This window comes from Streptosporangium subroseum (assembly GCF_900188345.1).
In the GTDB taxonomy this organism is placed as follows: Bacteria; Actinomycetota; Actinomycetes; order Streptosporangiales; family Streptosporangiaceae; genus Streptosporangium; species Streptosporangium subroseum.
In genome coordinates, this window is the sequence record NZ_FZOD01000017.1 from 79,615 (window position 1) to 103,717 (window position 24,103).

At 70.9% G+C, this 24,103-nt stretch carries 29 protein-coding genes; 8 read left to right on the forward strand and 21 right to left on the reverse strand.

Translation table 11 applies throughout. The features are described from left to right. Positions 1-28: 28 nt before the first annotated feature. From CHC08_RS18885 to CHC08_RS18920, 8 genes are all read right to left on the reverse strand, one after another. Positions 29-976, reverse strand: coding sequence for an amidohydrolase family protein (locus CHC08_RS18885; RefSeq protein ID WP_089208627.1), 948 nt, complete (start codon positions 974-976; stop codon positions 29-31). Then, complete coding sequence (locus CHC08_RS18890; RefSeq protein WP_089208628.1) at positions 973-2,151, reverse strand: vWA domain-containing protein; 1,179 nt, start codon at positions 2,149-2,151, stop codon at positions 973-975. Before CHC08_RS18890 ends, CHC08_RS18885 begins: the two co-directional genes overlap by 4 nt. A gap of 176 nt (positions 2,152-2,327) precedes the next feature. Next, positions 2,328-3,302, reverse strand: coding sequence for an AAA family ATPase (locus CHC08_RS18895; protein WP_245878407.1), 975 nt, complete (start codon positions 3,300-3,302; stop codon positions 2,328-2,330). A gap of 80 nt (positions 3,303-3,382) precedes the next feature. Next, on the reverse strand, positions 3,383-3,685 hold the full coding sequence (locus CHC08_RS18900; RefSeq protein WP_089208629.1) for an EthD family reductase: 303 nt from the start codon (positions 3,683-3,685) through the stop codon (positions 3,383-3,385). A gap of 31 nt (positions 3,686-3,716) precedes the next feature. Next, entirely contained in the window at positions 3,717-4,724 is a 1,008-nt protein-coding gene (locus CHC08_RS52780) for a xanthine dehydrogenase family protein molybdopterin-binding subunit (protein WP_089208630.1), read from the reverse strand. Positions 4,725-4,727: 3 nt separating this feature from the next. Next, positions 4,728-6,113: a xanthine dehydrogenase family protein molybdopterin-binding subunit gene (locus tag CHC08_RS52785; RefSeq protein WP_089208631.1), complete on the reverse strand. Its 1,386-nt coding sequence runs from the start codon at positions 6,111-6,113 to the stop codon at positions 4,728-4,730. Beyond that, complete coding sequence (locus tag CHC08_RS18915) at positions 6,110-6,646, reverse strand: (2Fe-2S)-binding protein (RefSeq protein ID WP_089208632.1); 537 nt, start codon at positions 6,644-6,646, stop codon at positions 6,110-6,112. The genes CHC08_RS52785 and CHC08_RS18915 overlap by 4 nt, the downstream gene beginning before the upstream one ends. A gap of 93 nt (positions 6,647-6,739) precedes the next feature. Beyond that, positions 6,740-7,543, reverse strand: coding sequence for an FAD binding domain-containing protein (locus tag CHC08_RS18920; protein WP_245878412.1), 804 nt, complete (start codon positions 7,541-7,543; stop codon positions 6,740-6,742). A 141-nt stretch (positions 7,544-7,684) separates the two neighbouring features. Between CHC08_RS18920 and CHC08_RS18925 the strand changes: the two genes are divergently transcribed. From CHC08_RS18925 to CHC08_RS18940, 5 genes are all read left to right on the forward strand, one after another. Continuing rightward, the gene (locus CHC08_RS18925; RefSeq protein WP_089208634.1) at positions 7,685-8,362 is read left to right on the forward strand and encodes a GntR family transcriptional regulator; all 678 of its coding nucleotides are present in this window, start codon (positions 7,685-7,687) and stop codon (positions 8,360-8,362) included. Between the two features lie 128 nt (positions 8,363-8,490). Continuing rightward, on the forward strand, positions 8,491-8,658 hold the full coding sequence (locus tag CHC08_RS49645; RefSeq protein WP_179282107.1) for a hypothetical protein: 168 nt from the start codon (positions 8,491-8,493) through the stop codon (positions 8,656-8,658). A 2-nt stretch (positions 8,659-8,660) separates the two neighbouring features. Next, positions 8,661-9,311: a TetR/AcrR family transcriptional regulator gene (locus tag CHC08_RS18930; RefSeq protein ID WP_338055684.1), complete on the forward strand. Its 651-nt coding sequence runs from the start codon at positions 8,661-8,663 to the stop codon at positions 9,309-9,311. Between the two features lie 57 nt (positions 9,312-9,368). Further along, positions 9,369-9,569, forward strand: coding sequence for a ferredoxin (locus CHC08_RS18935; RefSeq protein ID WP_089208636.1), 201 nt, complete (start codon positions 9,369-9,371; stop codon positions 9,567-9,569). Beyond that, complete coding sequence (locus CHC08_RS18940) at positions 9,566-10,297, forward strand: hypothetical protein (RefSeq protein ID WP_089208637.1); 732 nt, start codon at positions 9,566-9,568, stop codon at positions 10,295-10,297. The genes CHC08_RS18935 and CHC08_RS18940 overlap by 4 nt, the downstream gene beginning before the upstream one ends. A 129-nt stretch (positions 10,298-10,426) precedes the next feature. On the opposite strand, the gene CHC08_RS18945 is transcribed toward CHC08_RS18940, so the two are convergent. From CHC08_RS18945 to CHC08_RS18960, 4 genes are all read right to left on the reverse strand, one after another. Continuing rightward, positions 10,427-11,266 (reverse strand): MmyB family transcriptional regulator, encoded by an 840-nt coding sequence (locus tag CHC08_RS18945; protein WP_218825367.1) that lies wholly within the window; start codon positions 11,264-11,266, stop codon positions 10,427-10,429. 7 nt (positions 11,267-11,273) lie between these two features. Then, positions 11,274-12,269: an aldo/keto reductase gene (locus CHC08_RS18950; protein ID WP_338055685.1), complete on the reverse strand. Its 996-nt coding sequence runs from the start codon at positions 12,267-12,269 to the stop codon at positions 11,274-11,276. Positions 12,270-12,361: 92 nt separating this feature from the next. After that, positions 12,362-12,547, reverse strand: coding sequence for a hypothetical protein (locus tag CHC08_RS18955; protein WP_143653274.1), 186 nt, complete (start codon positions 12,545-12,547; stop codon positions 12,362-12,364). A gap of 38 nt (positions 12,548-12,585) precedes the next feature. Then, positions 12,586-13,509 (reverse strand): LysR family transcriptional regulator, encoded by a 924-nt coding sequence (locus CHC08_RS18960; RefSeq protein WP_089208640.1) that lies wholly within the window; start codon positions 13,507-13,509, stop codon positions 12,586-12,588. A gap of 71 nt (positions 13,510-13,580) precedes the next feature. On the opposite strand from CHC08_RS18960, the gene CHC08_RS18965 reads away from it, so the two are divergent. The 3 genes from CHC08_RS18965 to CHC08_RS18975 all read left to right on the forward strand — a co-directional run bounded on the left by CHC08_RS18965 (position 13,581) and on the right by CHC08_RS18975 (position 16,100). Beyond that, positions 13,581-14,468, forward strand: a complete 888-nt coding sequence (locus CHC08_RS18965) for an SDR family NAD(P)-dependent oxidoreductase (protein ID WP_089208641.1) — start codon at positions 13,581-13,583, stop codon at positions 14,466-14,468. Positions 14,469-14,570: 102 nt separating this feature from the next. Continuing rightward, on the forward strand, positions 14,571-15,041 hold the full coding sequence (locus CHC08_RS18970) for a DnaJ family domain-containing protein (RefSeq protein ID WP_089208714.1): 471 nt from the start codon (positions 14,571-14,573) through the stop codon (positions 15,039-15,041). 408 nt (positions 15,042-15,449) lie between these two features. After that, positions 15,450-16,100, forward strand: a complete 651-nt coding sequence (locus CHC08_RS18975; protein ID WP_089208642.1) for a pyridoxamine 5'-phosphate oxidase family protein — start codon at positions 15,450-15,452, stop codon at positions 16,098-16,100. Between the two features lie 120 nt (positions 16,101-16,220). Here CHC08_RS18975 and CHC08_RS18980 read toward each other — a convergent pair whose 3' ends face one another. From CHC08_RS18980 to CHC08_RS19020, 9 genes are all read right to left on the reverse strand, one after another. Continuing rightward, positions 16,221-16,559 carry a hypothetical protein gene (locus tag CHC08_RS18980; protein WP_089208643.1) on the reverse strand — a complete coding sequence of 113 codons (339 nt, stop codon included), beginning with the start codon at positions 16,557-16,559 and terminating at the stop codon, positions 16,221-16,223. A 247-nt stretch (positions 16,560-16,806) separates the two neighbouring features. Further along, positions 16,807-18,288: a sensor histidine kinase gene (locus CHC08_RS18985; RefSeq protein WP_179282108.1), complete on the reverse strand. Its 1,482-nt coding sequence runs from the start codon at positions 18,286-18,288 to the stop codon at positions 16,807-16,809. A 352-nt stretch (positions 18,289-18,640) separates the two neighbouring features. Further along, a complete protein-coding gene (locus tag CHC08_RS18990) occupies positions 18,641-19,555 on the reverse strand; it encodes an alpha/beta hydrolase (RefSeq protein ID WP_218825368.1) in 915 nt (304 codons plus the stop codon). A gap of 7 nt (positions 19,556-19,562) precedes the next feature. After that, positions 19,563-20,519 carry an ACP S-malonyltransferase gene (locus tag CHC08_RS18995; RefSeq protein WP_179282109.1) on the reverse strand — a complete coding sequence of 319 codons (957 nt, stop codon included), beginning with the start codon at positions 20,517-20,519 and terminating at the stop codon, positions 19,563-19,565. Further along, positions 20,516-21,148: a malonate decarboxylase holo-ACP synthase gene (locus tag CHC08_RS19000; RefSeq protein WP_218825369.1), complete on the reverse strand. Its 633-nt coding sequence runs from the start codon at positions 21,146-21,148 to the stop codon at positions 20,516-20,518. The genes CHC08_RS18995 and CHC08_RS19000 overlap by 4 nt, the downstream gene beginning before the upstream one ends. Then, positions 21,148-21,954, reverse strand: coding sequence for a biotin-independent malonate decarboxylase subunit gamma (gene mdcE / locus CHC08_RS19005; RefSeq protein WP_089208646.1), 807 nt, complete (start codon positions 21,952-21,954; stop codon positions 21,148-21,150). The genes CHC08_RS19000 and mdcE overlap by 1 nt, the downstream gene beginning before the upstream one ends. Beyond that, complete coding sequence (locus CHC08_RS19010; RefSeq protein WP_089208647.1) at positions 21,951-22,844, reverse strand: biotin-independent malonate decarboxylase subunit beta; 894 nt, start codon at positions 22,842-22,844, stop codon at positions 21,951-21,953. Before CHC08_RS19010 ends, mdcE begins: the two co-directional genes overlap by 4 nt. After that, entirely contained in the window at positions 22,841-23,134 is a 294-nt protein-coding gene (locus CHC08_RS19015; protein ID WP_089208648.1) for a malonate decarboxylase subunit delta, read from the reverse strand. The genes CHC08_RS19010 and CHC08_RS19015 overlap by 4 nt, the downstream gene beginning before the upstream one ends. Next, positions 23,122-24,096 (reverse strand): triphosphoribosyl-dephospho-CoA synthase, encoded by a 975-nt coding sequence (locus tag CHC08_RS19020; RefSeq protein ID WP_089208649.1) that lies wholly within the window; start codon positions 24,094-24,096, stop codon positions 23,122-23,124. Before CHC08_RS19020 ends, CHC08_RS19015 begins: the two co-directional genes overlap by 13 nt. Between the last annotated feature and the right edge of the window lie 7 nt (positions 24,097-24,103).

Genomic DNA, 24,103 nt, shown 5'->3' on the forward strand with positions numbered 1-24,103 from the left:
ACGACGAGCATGGCGACCTGACGGGTCCTCAGAGGCGGTAGACCCGGCGGGCGGTCGCGGTGAACACGTCGTGGACGACCTGGGCGGGCCGGTCGGCGAGGACCTCCTGCCAGGTGGAGACCAGGGTGGGCAGGTCGGTCCAGAGCTTCTCGATCGGGAAGTTGCTTCCCCACATGCAGCGGCGGGAGCCGAAGAGCTCCAGGCAGGTGCCCGCGACCGTCTCGATCAGTGACCGGTCCACGCGGTGAACGAACGTGCCCTGGCCGGTGAGTTTCACCACGACGTTGGGCCGCTCGGCCAGGAGCTTCAGGCCGCTGGTCCACTCCGCGATCCGGGACGCCTCGGAGCCGTCGAGCATTCCCGCGTGGACCAGCACGAACGTGACGTCGGGGAAGTCCTCGACGAAGCTCGCGGCGTCGGCCATCTGGCCGGCGAACACCTGGAGTTCGAACAGCCAGCCGAGGTCGGCGAGGGAGGCGATGTTGCGGCGGAAGACGGGGTCCTTCATGCGGTCGGGGGCGGAGGCGAACCGGAACTCCGGCCGCTCGTGCCAGTGCAGCTGCAGCCGGGTGCCCCGCATGAGCGGGGTGAGCGCGGCCTGGCGGCGCATCACGTCCGCCGCGCCCTCGTCGAAGAGGTCCGCGGAGCCGATCACGGCCGTGGGCCAGCCGGTCTCGGCGTGCACCTCGTGCAGCCACCGCACCTCGTCCAGGGAACGGTCGAGCGGCCAGTTGGCCTGGACGTAGACCGCCGAGGTGATGCCGCAGGCGGTGGCCTCCTCGACGTACTCCGACACCGGGTAGTCGCGGCGGATCGGTTCGTAGGGGCCGAAGATGCGCGGGACCATCTCTCCCTGGAGCCAGGGCAGGTCGGCGGCGCGCCAGATGTGGTGGTGGGCGTCGACAATCCCGGCGGACGGAGCGGCGGACGGAGCGGTGGACGGAGCGGCGGACGGAAGGGCGGTGGTGTCGGTCATGAGCGGGTTCCCGTGGGTCGTGGGGTGGACCAGCGCCTCGCCGCCGCGCGCCGGAGGCCGGACAGGACCGCCGGGAGGCGGCGGACCTCCGCGAGGCCGGTGGACAGGTCGCGCACGCCGCCGAGGTGGTCGAGGCTGGGGAGCTGGGCGGCCATGGCGCGGGTGGCCGGGCTGTAGGTGGGGGAGCACGCCAGCGGCGACCACCAGACGAGCCGGTGGCCCAGGCGGGACAGGCGGGCGGTCGCGCGGACCATGGGCGTGTGGTCGCCGCGTTCGAGCCCGTCGGAGAGCACGATCACGAGCGCGCCCCTCGCGAGCGCCACGAAGCGCGGAACGCTCAGGAACTCGTGCAGGGCCGTCCCGATCGCCGTGCCGCCGTCGGCATCCGTCACCTGCCCGGATACCGCCCGCAGCGCCCGGCCGGTGTTCGGGTGCGACAGCGCGGAGGTGATCCGGGTGAGCCGGGTGCCGAAGGTGAAGACCTCGGTGCGGGCCGGTGCCGCGCGCAGCGCCGTGTGCGCCAGGCGGAGCAGGTCCGGGGTGTGCTGCCGCAGCGAGCCCGAGACGTCGACCAGGATGAGCAGGCGACGCGGGCGCGGAGGCCGGGCGCGACGGCGAAGCTCGATGATCTCCCCGTCGTGGCGGCGCGCCCGCCGCCAGATGTGCCGCATGTCCAGCCGGTCCCCGGACCGCGCGGAGCGCCGCCGCCGCGAGGGCGCCCGGGGCAGTACGGCGGGCCAGGCTGCCTCCAGCGCCCGCATGACCGAGCGCCGCCGCTCGTCGGCCGGACCGAAGTCCCGCCTGCCGTACGTGCTGAGCGAGCTGGCCTCGGTGCCGTCGCCGGGCAGCACCTCCTGCGGGGCGGGGTCGTCCTCGCCCGGACCCTGAGGGGAGGGCACGTCGCTCTCCCCGGCCGGCGGCGGGACGATGTCCTGGAGGCCGCCCTGCCGGAACCACGCGTCGAAGACCCGGTCGAACGCGGCGAGCTCGTCGACGTCGTGCAGCAGCGTGATCCGGGCGTACCAGTACAGGGCGGTCAGGTCACGCGGCGGCGACGCGCCGATGACCCGCAGCAGGTCGGCCTGTTTCGGCAGCGCGGTGGTCACGCCCGCGGCGCGCAGCGCGGACAGGAACCCCCACACATGGCCGGCGGCGAGGGCGACGGGTTCAGGCATCGCCGGACACCTCCTTACGGCCTGCGGCGAGGACGGGCTCAGGCATCGCCGACCACCTCCGTACGGCCTGCGGGGACGACGGGCTCAGGCATCGCCGACCGCCCCCGCGCGGCCTGCGGCGAGGACGGGCTCAGGCATCGCCGGACACCTCCGCATGGCCTGCGGCGAGGACAGGTTCAGGCATCGCCGAACAGCTCCTCCGCGTGCCCGAGGAGCAGCCGGGTGTCCTCCTCGTCCTTGATGAGCAGCCCGAGAGCGCGGCGCAGCGCCACGGGCCACGGGCTTCCGCCCTCGGCCAGGGCCGTCGCGCCCCGGGCCCACTCCACCGACTCGGCGATGCCGGGCCGCTTGAGCAATGGCAACCCGCGCACCCGCTGAACGGCGCGCACCAATCCCTCCGCCGCCCGCTCCTCCAGACCGGGTACGGCCGCGCGCAGGATCGCCCGCTCGCGATCGACCTCGGGGAAGGCGATCCAGTGGTAGAGGCACCGCCGCTTGAGCGCGTCGTGCAGTTCGCGGGTCCGGTTGGAGGTCAGCACCACGATCGGCGGGGTGCGCGCCCGGATGGTGCCCAGCTCCGGGATGGTGATCTGGAAGTCGCCCAGGAACTCCAGGAGGAACGCCTCGAACTCGCTGTCGGCGCGGTCGATCTCGTCGATCAGCAGGACCGCGCCCTGGGCGGACTCCAGGGTGCGGAGCAGCGGCCGCCTCAGCAGGAACTCCTCGCGATAGAGGTCGCCGACCTCCTGGCCGCGGCTCTCCGCCACCCGGACCTGCAAGAGCTGCTTGGGATAGTCCCACTCGTACAGCGCCTGCCCGGCGTCCAGCCCCTCGAAGCACTGGAGCCGGATGAGGTCCCGGCCGACGACGCGCGAGAGCACCGAGGCGACCTCGGTCTTCCCGACGCCCGGCTCTCCCTCCAGCAGCAGCGGCCGGTTCAGCCGCAGCGCCAGATGGATGGCCGTGCAGAGCCCTTCGTCGGCGAAGTACCCCTCCCGTTCGAGCGTCGCGGCGAGCTCGCGCTCGTCCAGGAGAGCCGGTGCCACGGAGGACCCACCGGGCGACACGGAGGACCCACCGGGCGCCACGGAGAATCCGCCGGGCGTCGCGATGGACCCGCCGGGTGCCACGGGGGACTCGCCGGGCGCCACGGAGGATCCTTCGGGCGTCTCGAAGGATCCGCCGGGCACCACGGGAGACCCGCCGGGCGTCGTGAAGGACCTGCCGGATGTCACAGTTGTGCGTGCTCGGTCGTGAGCAGGTGGACCCGCTGGGCGGTGTGCGCGGCGGCGTCGGCCGCGGCGGCCTGGCCGTGCTCGGAGCCGAAGGCGGCGACCCGGGCGTCCTCGTCGTCGAAGTAGAGCTCGTTCACCGAGTCGTACGGCGCGTCCTCGCCGTTGCTGACGCTCACCGTGTACTTACGCAGTCCGGGAAGCTTCCTGGCGAACTCGATGTGCTCCTCCACGACCCACTTCGCGAACTCCTCGTGGGATATGTTCTCCGCGCGCTTGAGCAGTGACACGACTTTCAACATGGTGATCGATTCCTTTATCTTTAGTGGGTTTTCAGGCGTTCCCGCGCAGGGCGTCCAGCCCGCGCAGGACACGTTCGGGGGTGAACGGCATCGCCGTGAGACGCACGCCGCAGGCGTCGAAGACGGCGTTGGCGATGGCCGGGATCGGCGCGTTGGCGGTCATCTCGCCGATGCCCTTGGCACCGTAGGGGCCGTTGCCCGCCGGGCGTTCCAGGAACAGGCTGTGCTGCACGGGAATGTCGGCGGGGCCGGGCATGAGGTATTCGGCGAAGTCCCGGGGCCCGTGGTCGCGCCGCGGGTAGTAGGGCTCGGTGGTCTCGAACAGGGCGTGCGACAGGCCCATCCAGGCTCCGCCCTCGACCTGCTGGGTCGCCATGGCCGGGTTGAGCGCCCGGCCGATCTCGTAGACGTTGTAGAGCTCCAGCACCTCGACCACCCCGGTCTCGTCGTCCACCTCGACGAAGGCGGCCGTGCACGCGTGCGCCTGGCACGAGTCGGGGTCCATCTCTCCCGTCTCGGGCACCGGCGTGCTCGGCTCCTTGAGGAAGATGCCGCGCCCGGAGATCGTGCGGCCGTGTTTGAAGTGCGCGGCGAGCGCCAGGTCGGTGATGTGGATGCTCTTCTCGTCCGAGCCCTTCAGCTTGATGAGGCCGGTGCCGTCGGTCTCCAGGTCCGCGGCGTCGACCTCCAACTCCTCGGCGGCGACCTCCAGCATCACGCCGCGCGCCTCGGCCGCCGCCATGATGACGGCGTTGCCGACGCGGTGGGTGCCCCGGCTGGCGAAGGTTCCCATGCAGTGCGGGCCGGTGTCGGTGTCGGCGGTGTCGACCAGGACGTTCTCGATCGGCAGGCCGAGCGTCTCGGCCGCGCACTGCGCGGCGATGGTCTTGATTCCCTGGCCGAGGTCCACCGAGGACAGCGTGATCACGAACGTGCCCGTGGTCGTGGAGTGGATCAACGCCTGTGAGGGGTCGCCGCCGAGGTTCATGCCGGTCGGGTAGTTCACCGAGGCGTACCCGCGCCCGCGCAGCTTGGCCATGGCCTACAGCCCTTCTCGCGTTGTGGAGGACATGCGGCGGTAGGCCTCGGGCAGCTCGTGCCCGACCATCTCCGCGGCCTTCTGGACCACTTCGACCAGGGCCGTTCCCTCGGCGACCTTGCGGTGGGCCTTGAGGTCCCCGTCGCGGTAGGCGTTGAGGAGACGTAGCTGGAGCGGATCCATGGACAGCGCCCTGGCGACCCGATCCATTTGCGACTCCAGCGCGAAGTCGCCGATGGTCACGCCGAACCCGCGCATGGCGCTGGACGGCGTGCGGTTGGTGAACACGCAGTGGCAGTCGGCCCACACGTTGGGGATCGAGTACGGCCCGGGCATGTGGGCGGCGGCCTTGGTGGTGCCGTACGGGGTGTGCCGGGCGTAGGCGCCGGAGTCGACGTACAGGGTGACCTTGCGGCCGATGATCCGGCCGTCGTTCATCACGGCGTCCTTGATGTAGATGCGCTCGGCCGCGCGCGGCGAGGAGACCTGCATCTCCTCGTACCTGTTGTAGACGAACTTGACCGGGCGATCGGTCATCATGGCGGCCACGCAGGCGACCGGTTCGACGATGACGTCGACCTTGCCGCCGAAGCCGCCGCCCACCGTCCCGCCGACGATGCGCAGCTTGTTGAACGGGACCCCCAGGATCAGCGCGGTGTTGTCGAGGGTGAAGAAGCACGCCTGGGTGTCGGAGTGGATGCGCAGCCGGCCGTCCGCCTGCGGGATCACCACGCAGCCGGTGGTCTCCGTGGGGGCCTGCTCGATCGGCGCGGACTCGTAGCGCCACTCGAAGACGTGGTCGGCCTGCCCGAACGCCTTCTCCACGTCGCCGAAGCGGATCCGCCGGCAGTGGTGTCCCTCGTACGTGAAGAAGTTCCGGCCATGGTACTCGTTGACCAGCGGCGCCCCCTCCGCCAGGGCCTCCTCGACGTCGAAGACCGCCGGCAGGTCCTCGTAGTCGACCCTGACCCGGGCCGCGCCCTCCAGGGCCGCCGCCTCGGACTCGGCGACCACGGCGCAGATCGGCTCGCCGAGGTAGCGGACCTTGTCCACGGCCAGGATGGGCTCGTCGTCAGGCTCGACGCCGATCAGCTTGAGCGGGGTGTAGAGGTTGTTCGGGATGTCGGCGTGGGTGAGGATCCGCACGACGCCGGGCACCGCGAGGGCCTCGGTCAGATCGACGCCCCGGATCCTGGCGTGGTGGCGGGCCGAGCGGTGCATCTTCAGGTGCAGCAGCCCGGGCGGGGCGACGTCCTCGAAGAACTCGGTCCGGCCGGTGACGTGCCCGCGCGCGTCGGAGCGCTGGACGACGGAGCCGATGACGGTGAAGTCGTCCTCGCGTTCGGCGGCGAAGGGACTCTTGTCGATGGGGGCGAGCCGGTAGGTCATCGCGACACCGCCTCTTCCGCCGGCCGCGCCGGCGCGGTGCCCTCGATGCCCTCGACGCTCTCCCCGCGCCTGCGCCTGGCCGCGTCCAGGATGGCGATCATGATGGGCCGGTAGCCGGTGCACCGGCAGACGTTGCCCGAGATCGCCTCGGCCACGTCCTCCTCGCTCGGATCGGGATCACGATCCAGCAGAGCCTCCGCGACCATGATCATGCCTGCCGTGCAGAACCCGCACTGGGTGGCGAAGTTGTCGACGAAGGAGCTCTGCACCTCGTCGAGGTTCCCGCCGACGGCCACTCCCTCCAGCGTGCGGACCGAGCAGTCCGCGACCGTCTCCACGGCGATCAGGCACGCGGGCGCGGGCCGGTCGTCGACCAGGACGGTGCAGGTGCCGCAGCTTCCCTGCGCGCAGCCGCGCTTGGCAGCGGTGAGCCCCAGCGCCTCACGCAGGACCGCCAGGAGCGTGACTCCCGGCCTGGCGATGAACTCCCTGGGCTCGCCGTTGACGACGAGCGAGACGATCTGTGACGGCATGGTCCGGCCCTTTCTGGTGGATGGGCGCGTGCGGTGAACGGTCGGCGGGTGTCTCCGAGCCCCGACCGGGTGGGTTCGAGGGCGGGTGCGGGGTCACCGGCCGGCGAAGGCCCGGCGCAGGTGCACGGGCAGGACGCGCGCCCGATACCACGCGCTGGCGTAGGCGTCGTCGAAGGGCGCGGTGTCGGCGCGGGCGGCCTCTCCGGCCTCGGTCAGGACCTCGGGGCTCAGCGGGCGATCTCGCAGCAGCCGCTCGGCCGAGACCGCGCGTACCGGGCGGGGGGCGACGCCGCCGAGGGCGATCCTGGTCGAGGTCACCACGCCGTCCGCGGTGCGGGTCACGGAGGCGACGGTCACGATGGACGCCGAGTTCAGCTTGCGGCGCATGGCCTTGTGGTAGTACCAGGTTCCCGGTTCGGGCAGTGCCGTCACCACCGCCGTGACGAACTCGCCCTCGGCGATCCCCGAGGCGAGCACCTCGGCCACCGGGACGTCGCGCCGCCCGGCAGGCCCGGCGATCTCGCACGTCGCGTCGAGGGCGAGCAGGCAGACGGCCAGGTCACCGTAGGGCTGCTCGACGAACAGGTTGCCGCCCACGGTCGCCAGGTTGCGGATCGTGGGGGAGGCGATCGTGCGCAGCGCCGGACGGAGGAAGGCGAGCTCGGGATGCTCCTCGACGGAGGACAGGGGAGCCGCCGCGCCGATCCGGGCCACGCCGTCGCGGACCTCGATCCCCGCCAGCCCCGCCCTGCGCAGGCTGACCAGCTCGCTCCGGGTCGCGGCCCCGCTGTTGACCAGCGGCATCACGACGGTGCCGCCGCCCATGATCCAGCCGCCCCTCGCGGAGTGGACGGCCACGGCCTCGGCGGACTCGGGTAGGTGGACCGCCTGGATCATCACGTCAGGGACTCCCTGGCTCATTCCGTTACAGCGGGGTTAACTATCGATAATTGATTATCGGCACCGTATTTCGGGCTCTGTTCCGGCGTCAAGGGGGAGATCGATAAGCGTGAATCGACACTCGGTAGGATTCGCCCCATGACCGAAGAGCCCTCCATGCTGCCGCGGCTGACGCTGTCGCGGCAGATCCGCGACTCACTGGTCAGCCGGATCGTCTCCGGCCAGTTCAGGCCCGGCGAGCGGCTGGTGGAGACGAGACTCGCGGCGACGTACGGCACGAGCCAGGCGCCCGTCCGCGAGGCACTGCGCGAGCTGGAGGTCATGCGGCTGGTGGAGACCCAGCCGCGCCGGGGCACCTTCGTGCGCCCCTTCGTCCACGAGACGCTCCGGGAGAGCTACGTCGTACGGGCCGCGCTGGAGGAGACGGCCGTCCGCCTGGCCCTGCTCGCCGGGACCGTTCCGGTGGAGGCGCTCCGATCGGAAGTGGAGGCGATGCGGGCCGCCGCCGCCGAGGGTGACGGCGAGGCCTCGGCGCGGGCAAGCGTGTCCTTCCACCGTCGCATCGTCGAGGCCGCCAGAAACGAGCTGCTCAGGCTCTCGTGGGAGGGCCTGCAGATCGAGGCGCGCACGTCGGTCACGATGCTCGCGACCAACATGGACCTGGGCGACATCGCCCGCGACCACGCGGCGCTGCTGGAGGCGATCGAGCTCGGCGACCTGGAGACGGCCTGCAAGCACGCCCGCGACCACCAGTGGCACTACGCCGATCTCCCGCACGACGCCCACGGCCGGATCCGCGACACCGCCGCCGGCTGAACCACCGTACGCGGGGACGCCCTCCTGGTTTCGGACCGCGCTCCGCCGGTTACGGAGGGTCCCGACGGTCATTGACTTGAATAAGTCACGTGGCTTAAATGGAGGTGCCCCCGGCGTAGGAGATGCTGATGAGTGAGTCCGGCACGCAGGAGTACCCCTTCCGTAACCCGACAGCGCTGGAGCCGCCCGAGGACGTCGAGGTGCCCACCCTGGATCTGGCCGTACCCGCCGACACCCTCGCCCGCCGCGAAGGGCTTCTGGTCGGCGGGCTCCAGCAGATCCCCGGGAGCCGGTGACCGTGGCCGCTTCCCAGACCAGGCCCGAGCGCGGGCGGGAGACCCGCGAGGCGATTCTCACCACCGCCGAGCGGCTGTTCGCCGAGCACGGCATCGCGATGGTCTCCAACCGTCAGATCGGCGAGGCGGCCGGACAGTCCAACAACTACGCGGTGGGCTACCACTTCGGCACCAAGGCAGACCTCGTGCGTGAGATCGTGCACCGCCACACGGCGGCGAAGGAACGGCGGCGCCTGGAACTGCTGGCCGAGATCAAGGGCTCGTCCGACCTGCGCGAATGGGTCTCCTGCCTGGTGCGCCCGACCATCGACCACCTGGCGTCCCTGGGGAGTCCCACCTGGCATGCCAGGTTCATCGCGCAGGCGGACACCGAGCCCGCGTTCCGCCAGATCGTCATCGCCGAGGTGATCGCCACCCCTTCGATGCGGCAGAACCTCGAAGGGCTTTTCCGGCTGGTGCCGGGCCTGCCCGAGGAGATCAGGCGCGAACGCGGCGACATGAGCCGGCTGTTGATCGTGCACATGCTGGCCGAGCGGGAGCGCGCCCTGCACGAGGGCACCGCGCCGGGGCGGGCCACCTGGGAGGCGACGGCGGTCGGATTGATCGACGCGATCGTCGGGCTGTGGCTGGCCCCGGTCACCTCCACACCTTGATCACACCGGGTCTCGGCCTCAGGCCGGCCCGCCGACCTCGAAAAGGAAAGAACGACTATGGATGTGGCCGTTGACCGCGACATGTGCTGCGGAGCGGGGCAGTGCGTACTGCTCGTCCCGCAGGTGTTCGACCAGGGGGAGGACGACGGCATCGTCCTGCTGCTGGACCCGGCCCCGGCCGAGCCGCTGCACGCGGCCGTCCGGGAGGCCGCGAGCGTCTGTCCCACCGGGGCGATTCGCCTGGACCGGCAGGGGTGACGCGACCGGATGCCCTGCTGAGGGCCGATCCGCCGCTGGACTACTACCTGGTCTTCGCCACGGCGGGGGACCGGGGCCGTGGAGCACCGCCGTCGGGAATCCTGGTCGAGGAGTTCCTCCTGTGCGACGACTACACCGCGGCCGGCATCGACGGCGTCGAGTGGACGCCGGCCGTCGGCGCCTGGTGCGGTTCTCCGGCGTCGAGCCGAGCCATCCGCACCGATGCGAGGCTGCGGGAGCGGGTGGCCGTGGTGAGCCGCCGCGATGCCGGAACCGCCTACACGATGCTCGGCGGGGGCGAACTGCCGCATGAGGCAGCCATCCGCACCTTCTTCCGCGACTGCCAGCCGCTGCCCGCCGCCGCCCCGCTGGACCTGGGCTCCATACCCGGCGAACCAGGTGGCGGGACGCGCCTCTACCGCATCCTGTTCGCCGGGGAGTTCGGCGAGCGCGGCCTGGCGAACGTGTGGCCGGTCCTGAGGCTGGAACCGGTCGGAGACCCGGCGGATCCGGAGGCGCGCGTGATCGGCACGGCGACGGCGACCACCGCCGGCCACACCCTCACCTGGGAGCTGCGCCGGATCGGGCCGGGCATCGCCTGGTGCCTCGACGTGACCGTGCACCTGGGCGCCGGCCCGGTCTCCGCCATCGGGACGCTGCTCCACCACCACCGGCAGACGATCCGCGAGCAGGGGCTGATTCCCGTCACGATAGAACGCTTCACCTGAGAGTCCGGCCGAACTCAAGGGTCCTCGACGAGAGTTCTTCCCGGTCGGCCTGGACGCGATCGGCCGAACGTGGCGCGGCGACGACCGGCCGGGCCACGCCGGTCGTGGCGAACACCGGTGCGGTGGTGGTCAGTCTTCGAAGGACTGCCGGCCGAGGGCGTCCAGAAACTCGAAATTCTCCGCGGTGGCCGACCCGGGCTGGGGCCGGAAGATCACCAAGCGGTGCCCGGTGGTGGAACTGAGCAAAAAATCGCATTGCACGTCCAGCTGCCCGGCATATGGGTGGATCATCGTCTTGAGAGTGGACCGCAGGGGCGCGACCTCCATGTCGTCCCAGTAGCGGCGGAACTCCTCGCTGGCCTCGGTCAGATCCGCGATGAGCTGGTCGCTGACGGCGTCCCGGCCACGGTGAGCGGCGGTGGCGCGCAGGTCCGCCGCGTAGCCACGCCCGATCGCCTCGTACTCCGCGGGAACGTTGAGGGCCCGCGACGCCGGATCGGTGAACCAGCGCCAGGTCACGTTGCCCGCGCGGTCGCCGCCGTGTACCCATGGGCCGATGAGCGCGTGACTGAGCCGATTCTGCGCGAGCATGTTGGTCAGGTCGTCGACGACGTGCGCGGGCACGGTGGTCAGCGCGTCGAGCAGGAACATCATCGCCGGGTCGACATAACCGCCGGTCGCGCCCAACCGGGGCGGCGGATAGCCTGCCAGGTGATAGAGATGATCGCGCTCGTCCACCGACAGCCGCAATGCCCGGGCCAGGCTCGCCAGCAGCGCCTTGGAGGGTCTGGCGTTGCGAGACTGCTCCAGCCGCTCGTAGTAGTCCACGGACACGTCGGCCAGCAACGCGACCTCGGAACGGCGCAGGCCGGGTGTGCGCCGGCGTCCGCCGGGCACGAGCCCCACATCCGCCGGCCGCAGCACCTCCCGGCGGGCCCTCAGAAAACTGCCTACGTCGCCGTGCTTCACGATGCACTCACTCCTGAATCGCACTCATCGCGACCGGCGTGTAACGCTCGCCCGCCACGGCGCCGGCCGGAACCGCCTCGTCCAGCGCCATGAGCGTCTCGGCGTCCAGCACGAGGTCTGCCGCGGCGACGTTGTCTTCCAGGTAGACCCGGCGCTTGGTGCCGGGGATCGCGGTCACACCCTGCGCGAGCACCCACGCCAGCGCCAACCGACCAGGCGTTACACCACGATTCTCGGCGATGGTCCGGACCTTGTCGACCAGCCGGAGGTTGTGCTCCAGGCTCTCCCCCAGGAAGCGGGGGGCCGTGCGGCGGAAGTCCCCCTCCGGCAACCCCTCCACCGAGCGCAGACCACCGGTGAGGAACCCGCGCCCCAGGGGCGAGTACGCCACGAACCCGATGCCCAGCTCCCGTACGGTGTCCAGCACACCGTTGGACTCCACCGTACGCGTGAACAGCGAGTACTCCGTCTGCACCGCGGAGAGCGGGGCGGCGGAGTGAGCCGCGCGGATGCTCTCCGCCGACGCCTCGCTGATCCCCAGGTAGCGCACCTTTCCCTCGGCGACCAGTTCCCCCAGAGCGCCGAAGGACTCCTCCACCGGCACCTTCGGGTCAACCCGGTGCAGGTAGTACAGATCAATGTAATCCGTGCCCAGACGACGGAGCGACCCCTCGACCGACCGGCGCAGATAGTCGGACCGGCCGTTCGGACCACCGACGATCTTCCCCGTCTCGTCAAGGGTCACACCCCCGCCCTTGGTGGCCACCACAACCTGGTCGCGATGGGCCGACACCGCCCGTCCCAGCAGTTCCTCGCCGCTGAACGGGCCGTACATGTCCGCAGTGTCGAACATCGACACACCGAGCTCGATCGCCCGGTGCACCGTGGCGACGGCCTCCACGTCGTCCGGAGTGCCGTACATCGCGGTCATGCCCATCGTGCCGAGTCCCTCGACCGAGGTCACCAGGCCCTGGCCGCCGACCGAATGCGTGTTCATGCTCATGGTTTGATCGTCCACTTCTCTTGTCGGGCCCGCCTCGTTCGGCGGCCACGTGAGAAGCATGCGGCCGGGGTGGAAACCTTCCAGCGTCCTCCCTAGCCCCGTCTTCGCAGGACGACGCTGCCGACTTCGGCGTTCTCTGGCGCCTGGGTGACCGGATTCGCGGCCTCGACGAGGCCTGCGGCGCCGTCGAGCCCGTGGACGTACTCGGTGTTCTTCATGATCGTCAGAGCGTTGAACGGCCTGGTGAACCGTCCGGCGCCGACCGCTCTCACCTTCACCGACACGGTGAAGGTGAGAGCACGGGAAGTCGAAGACGCTATACCGGTGTGCCCACGTCGAGCGCCGCGGCGCGCAGGGCGTCGGCGAGGCGGGCGACCGGCTCGGTCAGCGGGTGCGGAAGCCGCGCCAGGATGAGGCGCCGCTGTTCCTGCGGGCCGCCGCGCACCGCCACGATCCGCACTCCCGGGGGCACGGCGGCCGCCAGTGAGGCGGACACGGTGGTCAGTCCGCACCCGGCGGCGACGAGGTGCAGCTTGGCCAGCCAGTCGCGGGCGGTGTGCGCGATCTCGGGCCGCTCGTCCAGCCCGGGCCAGACCCCCATCAGGTTCTCATCGCCGGAGGAAGGGCTGGCGATCCAGCGCTGACCGCGCAGGTCGGCGACCTCGACGGCGTCATGCCGGGCGAGCGGATGGGTGGCGGGCACCGCGAGGCACAAGCTGCGCTCGGTGAGCGTCCGCAACTCCAGCGGAGGGGACTCGGTGTCGAGCGGACGGAACGGCGGCGCCGAGGCCAGCAGCGCGAGATCCACCCTGCCGGCCCGCAGCGCGCGGACCAGCGCGGGGGTGCTGCCCTCCCGGGAGGTGACCGTGATGGCGGGGTGGCTGCGGCGCAGCGCGGCGATGGCCCGGGGCAGCAGGACGGCGCCCGCACTGGGGAACCAGCCGACACGCACCGTCCCGGCCTCGACGGGCAGTCCGGCGAGCTCACGCGCCGTGGCGTCGATCTGGTCGAGCACGGTCGTGGCCCGCCGCAGCACGATGTGCCCGGCGGCGGTCAGCCGCACCCCGTCGTGGCGCCGTTCCAGTAACGGAACCCCCGCCGCCCGTTCGAGGGTGGAGATCTGCCGGGACACCGCGGACTGGGTGTAGTCCAGCGCGGCCGCCGCAGAGGTGAGCGTGCCTCGCTCGGCCACCTCGCGGAAAACCCGTAGCGCGGTCAGCGAGGCGTTCGTGAAGTCCATGACTTTTACGCATACCAGGTGTGCGTAACTTTCGCTGGCCGCATGGCTGGCTTCTTCCTAACCTGGACTGCATGAAATCCGCACGTATCGCCCTGGTCACCGGGGCCAACCAGGGCATCGGCTTCGCGCTCGTCGAGGGGATGGCCTCCCGGATGGGCCCGGACGACGTGGTCCTGCTCACCGGGCGCAACGCCCAGCGGGTCGCGGACGCCGCCGCGCTCGTCGCCAAGGCTCCCGGGACGAGGAGCCGGGTGGAGGGCCGGGTGCTCGACGTCACCGACGCCGGCGCCGTGGCCGCGATGGCCGCCGAACTCCACGAACGCCACGGCGGGGTGGACATCGTGGTGTCCAATGCGAGCGCCCTGCTCACCCCTGACCGGCCGCAGTCCGAGCAGGCCGACGAGTTCATCGACGTCGCCAACGGGGGCACGCACGCGATGCTGCGATCGTTCGGCCCGGTGCTGCGCCCGGGCGGACGGCTGGTCGTCATGGCCAGCTCCCTGGGCAGGCTCGGCCATCTGGACCCCCGGCTCCGGCCCCTGTTCGACGGCGCGTCGCTCGACGAGGTCGAGAAGGCCGTCGAGTCCTGGCGCGCCGCCGTTCACGCCGGGACGGCCGGGGAACGGGGCTGGCCGCACTGGCTCAACGTGCCGTCCAAGGTGGCCCAGATCGCCGCGGTGCGGGCGGTCGCGGCGCGACGCAGGAAGAACGACGTGCCCGAGGGCACCCTGATCGCGGCGATCTGCCCCGGACTGGTGGACACCCCGCTGTCGCGGCCGTGGTTCACGGACTTCAGCCAGGCCAGGACTCCGGCACAGGCCGCGCGGGTCGTGCTCGACCTGCTGCTCTCCGAACGGATCGACCCGGCGCTGTACGGCGAACTCGTCCGCTTCGGCAGCGTGGTGCCCTGGCACGACGGAACACCTCCCCAGGAGCCGGACCGGCTTCTCGCCCCATGATCCGTCGCGGAGCGAGCACGGCCGGGGGCCCGGGGATCTCGTCGAGCGCGCCATGCGATTATCGTCGAAGGCGCTGCCAGCCGCGGTATGGGAGGCGAATCGGTGACGGACCGCAAACCACCTGGAGTCAGCTTCGAGACGTGGATCGACAAGCAGATCCGCGAGGCCACCGAGCGCGGGGAGTTCGACAACCTGCCCGGCGCCGGCAAACCCCTCCCCGGCGAGGGCAGGCCGGACGACGAGATGTGGTGGATCAAGCAGAAGATGCAGGCGGAGAACCTGTCGTTCCCGCTGCCGGGGACGCTCGCCCTGCGCAAGGAGGCCGAAGAGGCCCGGGCGGCGGCGGTGGGCGCGCGGACGGAGGCCGAGGCTCGCAAGATCATCGAGGACATCAACGATAAAATCCGCGAGAGCCACGGCAAGGCCCTGTCCGGCCCGCCGCTCACCCAGTCGCCCTTCGACGCCGAAGAGGTCGTCGGCGAGTGGCGGATCCGCCACCCCGTCAAGGAGAAACCCGCCCCCGAACCGCCCCGCGCGAAGCGCTCCTTCTTCCAGCGGATCAGGCGCGGCTGAACCGTTGAAGGTCCGGTACGGATCGCCAGGGCGCCGGATGAGTCGGACCTTGGCCGGCATGCCTTCCCGCATGGTCACAGGGTGCTGATGGCTGGGCCCGCGAGCACGATGTTGCCGAGCCGCCGGAGCCGGCGGATGACCTCCGAGCAGCTCGATCCATCGGCCCATGCGCTGTCTGGGAGCACGATCATGGGCTTGGGCCGGTTGGGAGGGCCACACTGCCGTTCCAGGGGCGTAAGTCCCGGGAATGCGGGCACATCGGTCATGTCGGATCGCTCGACCTAGGCGGACATGTGGAGCATGGGCGATTCGGGCTCATCTGACGGAGCCGGAGCCAAGACACGCCGGTGCCCACCTCACCCGCCTGCGGCGCGAGCCGTACCGTCACAGCGAGAGCAGGGAATGTTGATGTCCGATATAACGCCCGAGCCCGGCGACGTCGGCCCGCGTGTCGCCTTCCACCGCGAACGTCTCGGCCTGACGCGCGAGGAACTCGACGACCGTACGGGAATCCCGCCGGGATCGGTGGAGTACATCGAGGACAACCCCACTCGCGTGACCGAGGGTACGCTGACCCACCTGGCCGACGCACTGGACACCACACGCGCGGATCTCATCGCCGGGGACGTGGAAAAGCCTCTCGGTCGCGACAGGCCCCTTTCGACGGAGCTCGACTGGGAGGAGTGCATGCGTCTCATCGCTCCCGGCGGCATCGGCAGGATCGCCTTCGTCGGCGCGCCGGGGCCGACCGTGCTCCCGGTCGACTACGCGCTGCACGACGGCGCGGTCATCTTCCGCACCCAGGTCGGTGGGCCGATGGACCAGGACCTGCGCGCCGGTCTGGAAAGCGCCGAAATCAAGATCGGGTTTGAGGTGGACCGGATCGACGAGGCCCGGCCGGGGGGATGGAGCGTGCTCATCCAGGGCCCCGTCCACCATGCCACCGCGGAAGAGCTGCCATCGGTGCCGCGCTCGGGGGTGAAGCCCGAGGCGGGCGGCGAGCTCTACGTAAAGATCATTCCGCAGCGGATCACCGGCCGTCGCATCCACGGCACCTGACGTACACCCGAGCCGTACGCCCGAGCCGTACGGCCAGGTGCCGGGTGCTCCGGTTCGCCGGCCGAAGTCACGGCTGCGTGCCGGCTCGCGCCGTCGCCTCGCCGCGGACGGCGGGGAGACTCAGCTGCTCTTCCCGCACAGGTTGGCATGACCGGCGTTGTAACCGTCAACCCAGCCCTTTCTATCCAAATCCGATCCGTTGTAAGAGAAACTCTCCGGCTTGCTGCAGTCCTTTCCGGCGTCGGTGTAGCCCTTTCTGTAGGCGTCCCGGTATGCCTTCGGCTTGCCCTCCGGAGCCTCGGGATCCGCGGTGGCCGTGGTGGCGGTGCTCTGCGGGATGTTCGCCGCCACCACCCGCGCGGAAACCGGAGCGACGGCGAACTGGGGGCCTGTGGCCGTTCCAAGCGCGAGGACTGCGAGAAGTGCCGGGCTGAGCAACAGATGTCGCCTGCGGTCCATGAGCTCCTCCTCCGATCAGGCCGTCGACGGAAATCGCCGGAGGCCATGTCCGATAAAGCTAGGATATGAAGTGAATTATCCTGAATAAAGAAATTGTTCGCTTATTGTCTTATTCTTGGGCCAGATATGGGCGGGTGCTTTTTCTCCTCACCAAAACCATGGGTCACCTGGGCGCGGGCCGGTTGTGATTTTGGCGGTGAGTTCTCTCCGGACCGGTGAACCGGCGCCGAGCGGGGGAGGGCGCGGCTCAGTCGGCGCGCTCGCCCTGGGTGCCGGGGTCCGAGGGAAGGGGTGGGGACGACGGTGATGAGGGGGGCGACGGGAGCGACGGGGACGATGGGGACGATGGGGACGCAGCATCGGCATGGTCGTCCTCGGATGAGGTGGTCGGCAGGTAAAGGACGAAGCGGGCGCCGCTGGGACTGTCCTCGATGCGGAGGGTTCCTCCCGAGGTTTCGGCGATCTGCCGGGCGATCGGCAGACCCAGCCCCGCGCCTCCCGAGTCCTTGTTGCGAGCCGCGTCCAGCCGGGTGAACCGCTGGAATACCAGTTCGCGCTTGTCCGAAGGGATGCCGGGCCCGTCGTCGAACACTTCCAGCACCGCGGCGCCGCCCGGGAAACGTTGGTCGTCGCACGAGTCGCCCGGCTGCCACCGTACGGTGACCCCGATGGTGGTGTCGGCATGCCGTTCGGCATTGTCGACGAGGTTGGCGAGCAGGCGAGTCAGACGTGACCGGTCGCCCGTTATCAGCACATCAGGATCAAGCGCGGATTCGATCCTCTTGGTCGGGCGGCGCGTCTGCAGTTCCGCGCTGACGAGCTTGGACAGCTCGATCGGCTCGCGTGCGCCGGGTAGGCCGGAGTCCAGCCGTGCGATGGTCAGCAGGTCGTGCGTGATCGCCTGCAGACGGTTGAGGCCGCCCAGAATGGTCGAGCCCAGCGTGGTCACGCTGGTCTCCTGGGGTGCGATGAGCGCGTCTTCCACCTCGGCGCGTATGGCGGTGATCGGGGTGCGCAGGTCATGGGAGACGTCGGCGACCATCTGGCGCTGCTGTTGCAGTGAGGCCTGCAGCTGTTGCAGCGCGGTGTACAGCCGGCCCAGCGTGTCGTTGACGCTTCTGGCCAGATCGTGGATCTCGTCGCGGGTGGGCGGTACCGGCACCCTGCGGCCGGGAGGGACCGCGTTGATCTCGTCGAGTTCTGTTTGGATGGCGGTCACCGGCCGGAGCGAGGCGGCGGCCACCCGGTTGCCGAGGTAGGTGATGATCAGGGCGAGCAGCACCGCGCTTCCTCCTATCAGCGCGGTCAGCTGCGGATCCTCCCATGGGGGGATCCTGGGGGAGGAGCCGTAGACGATCCAGCGCTCGTCCCCGCGATGGGCCCGCTGCGCGACCACGATGTTGCATTCGTCGCGAGGGAAGACCCCGCCGCACACGACGGAGGAGGCCACGTTCGCGTTACCCGGGATGAACGTCGTCATGGCCGGCCTGCCCCGCAACTGCGGGGTCGAGGCGACCACGCCGCCTCGCGAGTCGACGACCTGGATGTTGCGGGACGGGCGTTCCGCGAGAGGGTAGGTCAGCCGCCCCCGCTCCATCTCGATGGCCACCCGGCCACCGGCCGCGGCGACCTCCTTGGTGAGATATCCCAGGGTGAACCGGTCAATGGCGATCATGAGCACCGTGGCCAGCATCGCGGACAGCAGGACGGCCACCGTACCGGTGAACAAAGTGATACGAGATATAATTGAGATTTGGCGTCCAATGTTCATCTTTAGCCCCTCTGCCAGTAAATCACACGGGCCGCAGAGCTGGGACGCGAGGAAGCCGAGACTCAATAACGCGGTTGCAAATCGCATATTCGAAGAATCGCCCAACGGGCTCCGAGTGATCCTTGGAGAACGATTCTTTGCCATGTCATTCCTGGTCACAGGCTCACAAGGAAACGCAGATCTTTTTTGGTCGATCGCCGTGCTCGGAGCTCGGGCCACCTCGGTGTATCGCTTCTTGGCAACGGGATACGACTTCGGAGCGGCCGAACTCATTGGCGACGGAAATCGAGTGGATCGCGAACCGAACCGCCTAGCGTATGGAGCAGATCGCGGATCCGATGACCGACGTCACCGCGTCCGGGTGCGATATCAGGGTCAGGTGGGAGCCACCGGGGAACTGGGTGACTTTCGAGTGCGCCCGGTGGGCCATGGACAGCTCCGAGGACGGGGTGATGATCCGGTCGCCGGTGCTGATGAAGTACCAGGACGGGATCGTCTTCCACGCCGCGGCCTTCGACGGCGTCATGAACGCGCTGGTCGAGGCGGGCCGCTGGGAGGCCCACAGGCGGGTGGCGACGTTCCGGGGCAGGTCCGAGGCGAACGAACGGGTGAAGACGTCCTGCCTGAGATAGAGGTCCTTCGCTCCCTGGGGCGCTCCCGGGTAGGGCACCGTGTCGAAGAGGGAGCCGGGATCCTTGTTGAGGGCGGAGTCCGTGCCGCTGAGCCCGCCGGTGGTCTCACCGACATCGGGCGCCGCGGCGTCGACGTACACCAGGGCCTTGACGTTCGGGATGCCCGCGGCGGCGTTCGTGATCACCGAGCCTCCGTAGGAGTGTCCGACGAGCACGATCGGGCCGGAAACGGTCTTCAGGAAGTCGGCGACGGACGCGGAGTCGGTGGTGAGGTTCCGGAGCGGGTTCGCTACGGCCCGCGCGACATAACCCGCTTGTTGCAGGGAGCTCACCTCGCCGTTCCAGCTGGAGGCGTCGGCCCAGGCGCCGTGCACCAGGACGACCGTGGGCTTGGAGTGGCCCGGCGACTGACAGGGCAACGGCTCACCCGCGAGCCATGAGGCACGCGTCGGCGGGGCCGCCATGGCGTCGGTCGCCGGCGACGCTCCCGCCGAGGTGGCGATCACGGCGAGCGCCATCGCGGGTGCGATCGCTCTGAGCCGCCGCCAGGTGGGTGCGGATCCCGTTTCTCTCTGCTCCGGTCTGGGCTTCATCTCTCCCTCATCTCCAGCTTTTCGCTCGGTAGGGCTCGGTACGACTGTGGGCGCGGCGGGCGAGCAGCGCCGCGTCGGCGATGCCCGTCTCGGCGAGGGTGATGACGCGGGCGCGGGGGTGGGCGGCTTGGGCGATCCGGGCGAGGACGTGTCCGGGGGGCGTCTGGATGAACACGGTCGTGCCGAGCTCACCGAGCAGAGCGATGGCGTCGCGCCATCTCAGCGTGGTGGCGACGCCGCGGGCAAGGTCGTCGAGGACGGCGCCGCCGTCGTGGAGGAGGCGCCCCGTGGCGTCACCGAGGTAGGGGACGGCGAGGGGGCGTTGAGGGATCTTGGCGAGGTGGTCCGCCATGGCGTCGGCGACGTGGTCGAGCAGCGGGCAGTGCGAGGGGACGCCGATGTGCAGGCGCTGTACGCGCCGGGCGCCGGCCCGGGCGGCCTGCGTGGCGAGGCGTTCCAGGGCGCGGGTGCTGCCGGCGATCACCACCTGCTGGTCGGTGTCGACGACGGCCACGTAGGCCGGGTCGTCGTCGGTGGTGATCGATGCGACCACGCGCCGGACCTGGGACACGGTCAGCCCGAGAACGGCGGCCATGCCGTACCCGGAGGGGTAGGCGTCGCGCATCAGCTCGCCGCGGTGACGTACGGCCGTGAGGGCTTCGGCGAAGGTCAGGGCCCCGGCGGCGACGGCGGCGGGGAATGTTCCGCTGGAGTGCCCGGCCACGGCATCGGGAGCGGCGCCCTCGTCGGCGAGGGCGTGGGTCGCGGCGACCCCGGCGACGCAGAGCGCGACCTGCGTGGTGACGGTGGACTTCAATGCCTCCGCGGTGTCCTGCCGAGACGAGCCGGGCATGATCCGCTCGGCCTCGGCGAGGGTCGCGGTGACGGCCGGGTGGCCGGGCAGGTCATGGAGCATCCCGGGGCGCTGGGTGCCCTGGCCCGGATACAGGAAGGCGACGCTCATGCGGGAGCCCACGGGTCGTTCAGCAGCCGCGGCCCGTGGTCGGTGCGGGCCAGGACGGGGCCGTCGGGGCGTGCCCATTCGGCGAGAGCGACCCCGCCGGAGGGAGTCTCCAGCTGGCAGTCGACGGCGATGGGGAGGGCGGCGAAGGCGGCTGCCAGCCGCGCGGCCCGGGTCCGCTCCAGCCTGCGCGGTGTCCGTATCAGCAGGTCCAGATCGCTTCCGGGATGGGTGACCGGCGCCCCGGTGGCCAGTTCGAAGCCGACGCTGCCGACCGGTCCCCAGGCCACGTCGCCTTCCAGCTCGGCGGCGAGCCGGAGGGCCACGGCGGAGAGGGTGGCGCTGAGCGGGGAGAGGTGAGGTCGCCGTTCTCTCAACTCCTCGGGTGACACGGAACGGGTGACCGCGCCGGCGGGAACGAGGACGGCGTGGCGCTGCCATCGCTCGGACCCGCGCACACCGACCGGGATGAACCCGGGCCGATGCGGCGCCCGCCGTACGACGCCCCAGGGGCAGGCGGCGAGCGACGCGGCGGCCCAATCCGGGAGCGTGTCGTCGAGTGCGGCAGCCCCGGTGGCCCCGGTGAGCCTCAGCAGGTCGTGCGGGTGCGCGATCGCCGACATCACCGACATCACTTCCATTGGGCGGCGAGTGCCTCGCGGATGCGGCGGGAGGCTGTCCGGGTCTGCCGGGCGCCGGGTGAGGTGAGGCGGTTGCCCAGGTCGCGGGGGCCGCTTCGGGCCCGTCCGACGGCGGCGGTGAGCGCGTCCTTCGCCTTCCGGACGTCCTCGCCGGTCGGGTCGGCGGCGTTCTCGACGTCCAGGAGTTCGTCGCACAGGCCGAGCTTCGCCCAGTCGGTGACGTCGTAGGACAGCGGGGGGATGCGCCGTGCCAGCTCGTCGAGCTGATCGACGGTCCGGAGGGTCACCTTCGCCGCGGCCTCCTTGTGCATGGCGTGGATCATCACGCCGGGGTCGTTGAGTGCCAGGATCTGGTTGGCCTGCGCACCGTGCGCCAGGAATCCACCGGACAGCGCCGTTCCGACGATGAGCGTGATCACGGGGTGTCCGGCGGTGCGGGCGGAGGCGTAGGCGTCCACGGCGACGGCCAGGGCGTGGTGGATGCCGAGCAGCTCCTCGATGCGCCCGTAGGCCTGGCTGGGGACGTCGACGACGGCGACGATCGGGCGGCGGCGGTCATCGGGCAGGCGCGCGTCCTCGGTGACGGCCTCGGTCACCGCCTCGGCGAGGGAGAGCCCCTCCCGGAGGCCGACCTCGCCCTTGCGGGCTCGGTGATAGGGGCTCTTCGGGTCAGGTACGACGGCGACCAGGCGGGCGGTGTCGTCGCCCAGCGTGGCGTCCGCCGTGATCACCGACGGGCTCACGGCGCCCACGTCGCCGTCGGCGAGCGCTCGGGTCCAGTTCAGGCCGCGGCTCATCGCCGGTCTCCCCTCGGCGGTACGGCGTTCGCCCAGACGGCCGCGAGGTCGGCCGGCTCCGGCGGGTCGGCCGGGTCGACGGCTTCGAGGAGGGCCCGCAGCTCGTCGATTCGCTGGGAGCGGTGCCTGCCGGGCACGCCGTGTCCCACGGCGTCGATCACGGCGGATCGTACGGCGGTGACGTCGTCGAGGACGAGCGCGTCGGCCAGCGCGGTCCCGGTGCGCTGCGTGCCGCCGTCGACGGACCAGATCAGCGTGTGGTCGGAGGCGTCGAACTCGGCGATGCCGGCCTCGGACTCGATCACCTGGGGGCCGTCGAGCCCGAGACGGCTCTCCCTGGTCATGATCAGTCTGGTACACAGTCCGGCGGCGATGCTCATGCCGCCGAAACAGCCCAGAGCCCCGGCGATGACGCCGACGACGGGCTGGAGGGCGCGCAACTCCAGCAGCGCGGAGCACACCTCCGCGACCGTGGCCAGGCCCAGATTGGCCTCCTGCAGGCGTACGCCTCCGGTCTCCAGCAGCAGGACCGCGACGGTCGGGGTGCCGTCGCGGTTGTCCCGGGCGGCCAGGGACAGCGTGGCAGCGATCTTCACGCCGGAGACCTCGCCGATGCCGCCGCCCTGGAAGGCCTGTTCGATGGCGATCACGACCGCGGGTCGCCCGCCGAGCTCTCCCTTGACCACGACAACGCCGTCGTCCGACTCCGGGACGACGCCCTGGGGTTCCAGCCAGGGCGACTCGATCCGGTCGAAGGGGCCGCACAGCTCGCGAGCGGTGCCGTCGTCGAGCAGCGCGGCGGCGCGCGCCCGGGCGCTCAGCTCTATGAAGCTGGTCCGGGCGAGCAGCGCGGCCCAGTCCGTGCCTTCTGGAATCGCCGTGGACGTCATGCTCTGCCCTCCTCAACGGCCTGCCGCAGGCGCAGGGTGACCACGCCGGGCGTCGCTCCGAAGTCGTTGAGCTCGAAGCTCCCGGCGACACCGTGCCGGGCGAAGAACCGCTCCAGCACGGTTCGCCACACCGTGTCGAACCCGTCGACGCTGGTGCGCACGCGCACCCGGGCGACGCCGGTCGGCTCCGGGATCATCAGGATCTCCAGATCCCCCGAGCCGACCACCCCGACGTGTGCGCGCCGGCCGGACAGGCTGTCGGCAGGGAACTCGTAGTTCAGCGTCTGCACGCGAGAACCTCCCGTTCGGCCCGGGCGACGTGCCCCGGCCACGGCACCATGTCGAGGAAGAGCGCGGCGGCCAGCAGATCGGCGCTCCCTCCCGGTGACAGCCGCCGTGCGGTGAGCCGCCCGTCCAGCTCGATGAGGGCGGCGTGGCCGGAGTCCGTACCCGCGCCCCCCTCGGCCAGGACCCGCTCGGCGCCGAGCCGTACGACGCGCAGGCCCTCAAGACCGCCACGGTGCAGGACGCAGGTGTCGTCCAAGAGGCTCATCACCTCCAGCAACGCGTCCAACCGGGACGCCTCCTCAGTGAGCCCGGCCGTCCTGGACCGGCGCAGTCGCGGCAGAGCGACCTCGATGACGTGGGGAAAGGCGGCCTCGGCCTCGCCGCGAGCACCGTGCACCCCGTATCGCCGCCGGGCCCGCTCACCATGGGAGACCACCCCCGACGGGAGGCGCCGGTCGGGAAGGGCGGCCAGCCCGGCCGCGTGGCGGGCGGCCTCCCGCTCGTCGGCGGCACGGCCGACTGCGGCGACCAACAGCCCGAGCACCCACAGCGCCCCGCGGTGCGTGTTCACCCCCCGGGTGATCCGCAGCATGGCCACCTCGCCCACGCGGCCGAGCCGGCCCAGCTCCTCCCGGAGCCCGACCCCGGCGGACGTTCGCTCCGCCGCCTCGGCGACGGAGCGGAACGTGGGGCGCAGCGCCTCGGCGGAGGCCAGCAGGAGCGGCAGATCCATGTCGTCGTGCGCGCCGCGTCCACGGCGGTCGGCCAGGCCGGGCTTGGGGCTCAGGTGTGCCTCCTGGCGGAGCGCCCGGACGGCCATGCCGGCGAGTGAGGCCGCGGACGGCTTCGACGTCGACGCCCCTGCCGGGGGCCGGCCACCGATGTTCGGCGTTCCCGCCGGCGGTCTGCCACCGATGTTCGACGTCGGCGCCTCTGCCGGCGGCCCGTCACCGATGACGGTCATCGGCGGA

Coding starts and splice junctions, on each gene's coding strand:
- CHC08_RS18885 (WP_089208627.1), bottom strand. CDS start 976: ATGACCGACACCACCGCCCTTCCGTCCGCCGCTCCGTCCACCGCTCCG.
- CHC08_RS18890 (WP_089208628.1), bottom strand. CDS start 2,151: ATGCCTGAACCCGTCGCCCTCGCCGCCGGCCATGTGTGGGGGTTCCTG.
- CHC08_RS18900 (WP_089208629.1), bottom strand. CDS start 3,685: ATGTTGAAAGTCGTGTCACTGCTCAAGCGCGCGGAGAACATATCCCAC.
- CHC08_RS52780 (WP_089208630.1), bottom strand. CDS start 4,724: ATGGCCAAGCTGCGCGGGCGCGGGTACGCCTCGGTGAACTACCCGACC.
- CHC08_RS52785 (WP_089208631.1), bottom strand. CDS start 6,113: ATGACCTACCGGCTCGCCCCCATCGACAAGAGTCCCTTCGCCGCCGAA.
- CHC08_RS18915 (WP_089208632.1), bottom strand. CDS start 6,646: ATGCCGTCACAGATCGTCTCGCTCGTCGTCAACGGCGAGCCCAGGGAG.
- CHC08_RS18920 (WP_245878412.1), bottom strand. CDS start 7,543: ATGATCCAGGCGGTCCACCTACCCGAGTCCGCCGAGGCCGTGGCCGTC.
- CHC08_RS18925 (WP_089208634.1), top strand. CDS start 7,685: ATGACCGAAGAGCCCTCCATGCTGCCGCGGCTGACGCTGTCGCGGCAG.
- CHC08_RS49645 (WP_179282107.1), top strand. CDS start 8,491: ATGAGTGAGTCCGGCACGCAGGAGTACCCCTTCCGTAACCCGACAGCG.
- CHC08_RS18935 (WP_089208636.1), top strand. CDS start 9,369: ATGGATGTGGCCGTTGACCGCGACATGTGCTGCGGAGCGGGGCAGTGC.
- CHC08_RS18950 (WP_338055685.1), bottom strand. CDS start 12,269: ATGAGCATGAACACGCATTCGGTCGGCGGCCAGGGCCTGGTGACCTCG.
- CHC08_RS18960 (WP_089208640.1), bottom strand. CDS start 13,509: ATGGACTTCACGAACGCCTCGCTGACCGCGCTACGGGTTTTCCGCGAG.
- CHC08_RS18965 (WP_089208641.1), top strand. CDS start 13,581: ATGAAATCCGCACGTATCGCCCTGGTCACCGGGGCCAACCAGGGCATC.
- CHC08_RS18975 (WP_089208642.1), top strand. CDS start 15,450: ATGTCCGATATAACGCCCGAGCCCGGCGACGTCGGCCCGCGTGTCGCC.
- CHC08_RS18980 (WP_089208643.1), bottom strand. CDS start 16,559: ATGGACCGCAGGCGACATCTGTTGCTCAGCCCGGCACTTCTCGCAGTC.
- CHC08_RS18990 (WP_218825368.1), bottom strand. CDS start 19,555: ATGAAGCCCAGACCGGAGCAGAGAGAAACGGGATCCGCACCCACCTGG.
- CHC08_RS18995 (WP_179282109.1), bottom strand. CDS start 20,519: ATGAGCGTCGCCTTCCTGTATCCGGGCCAGGGCACCCAGCGCCCCGGG.
- CHC08_RS19000 (WP_218825369.1), bottom strand. CDS start 21,148: ATGTCGGTGATGTCGGCGATCGCGCACCCGCACGACCTGCTGAGGCTC.
- mdcE (WP_089208646.1), bottom strand. CDS start 21,954: ATGAGCCGCGGCCTGAACTGGACCCGAGCGCTCGCCGACGGCGACGTG.
- CHC08_RS19010 (WP_089208647.1), bottom strand. CDS start 22,844: ATGACGTCCACGGCGATTCCAGAAGGCACGGACTGGGCCGCGCTGCTC.
- CHC08_RS19020 (WP_089208649.1), bottom strand. CDS start 24,096: ATGACCGTCATCGGTGACGGGCCGCCGGCAGAGGCGCCGACGTCGAAC.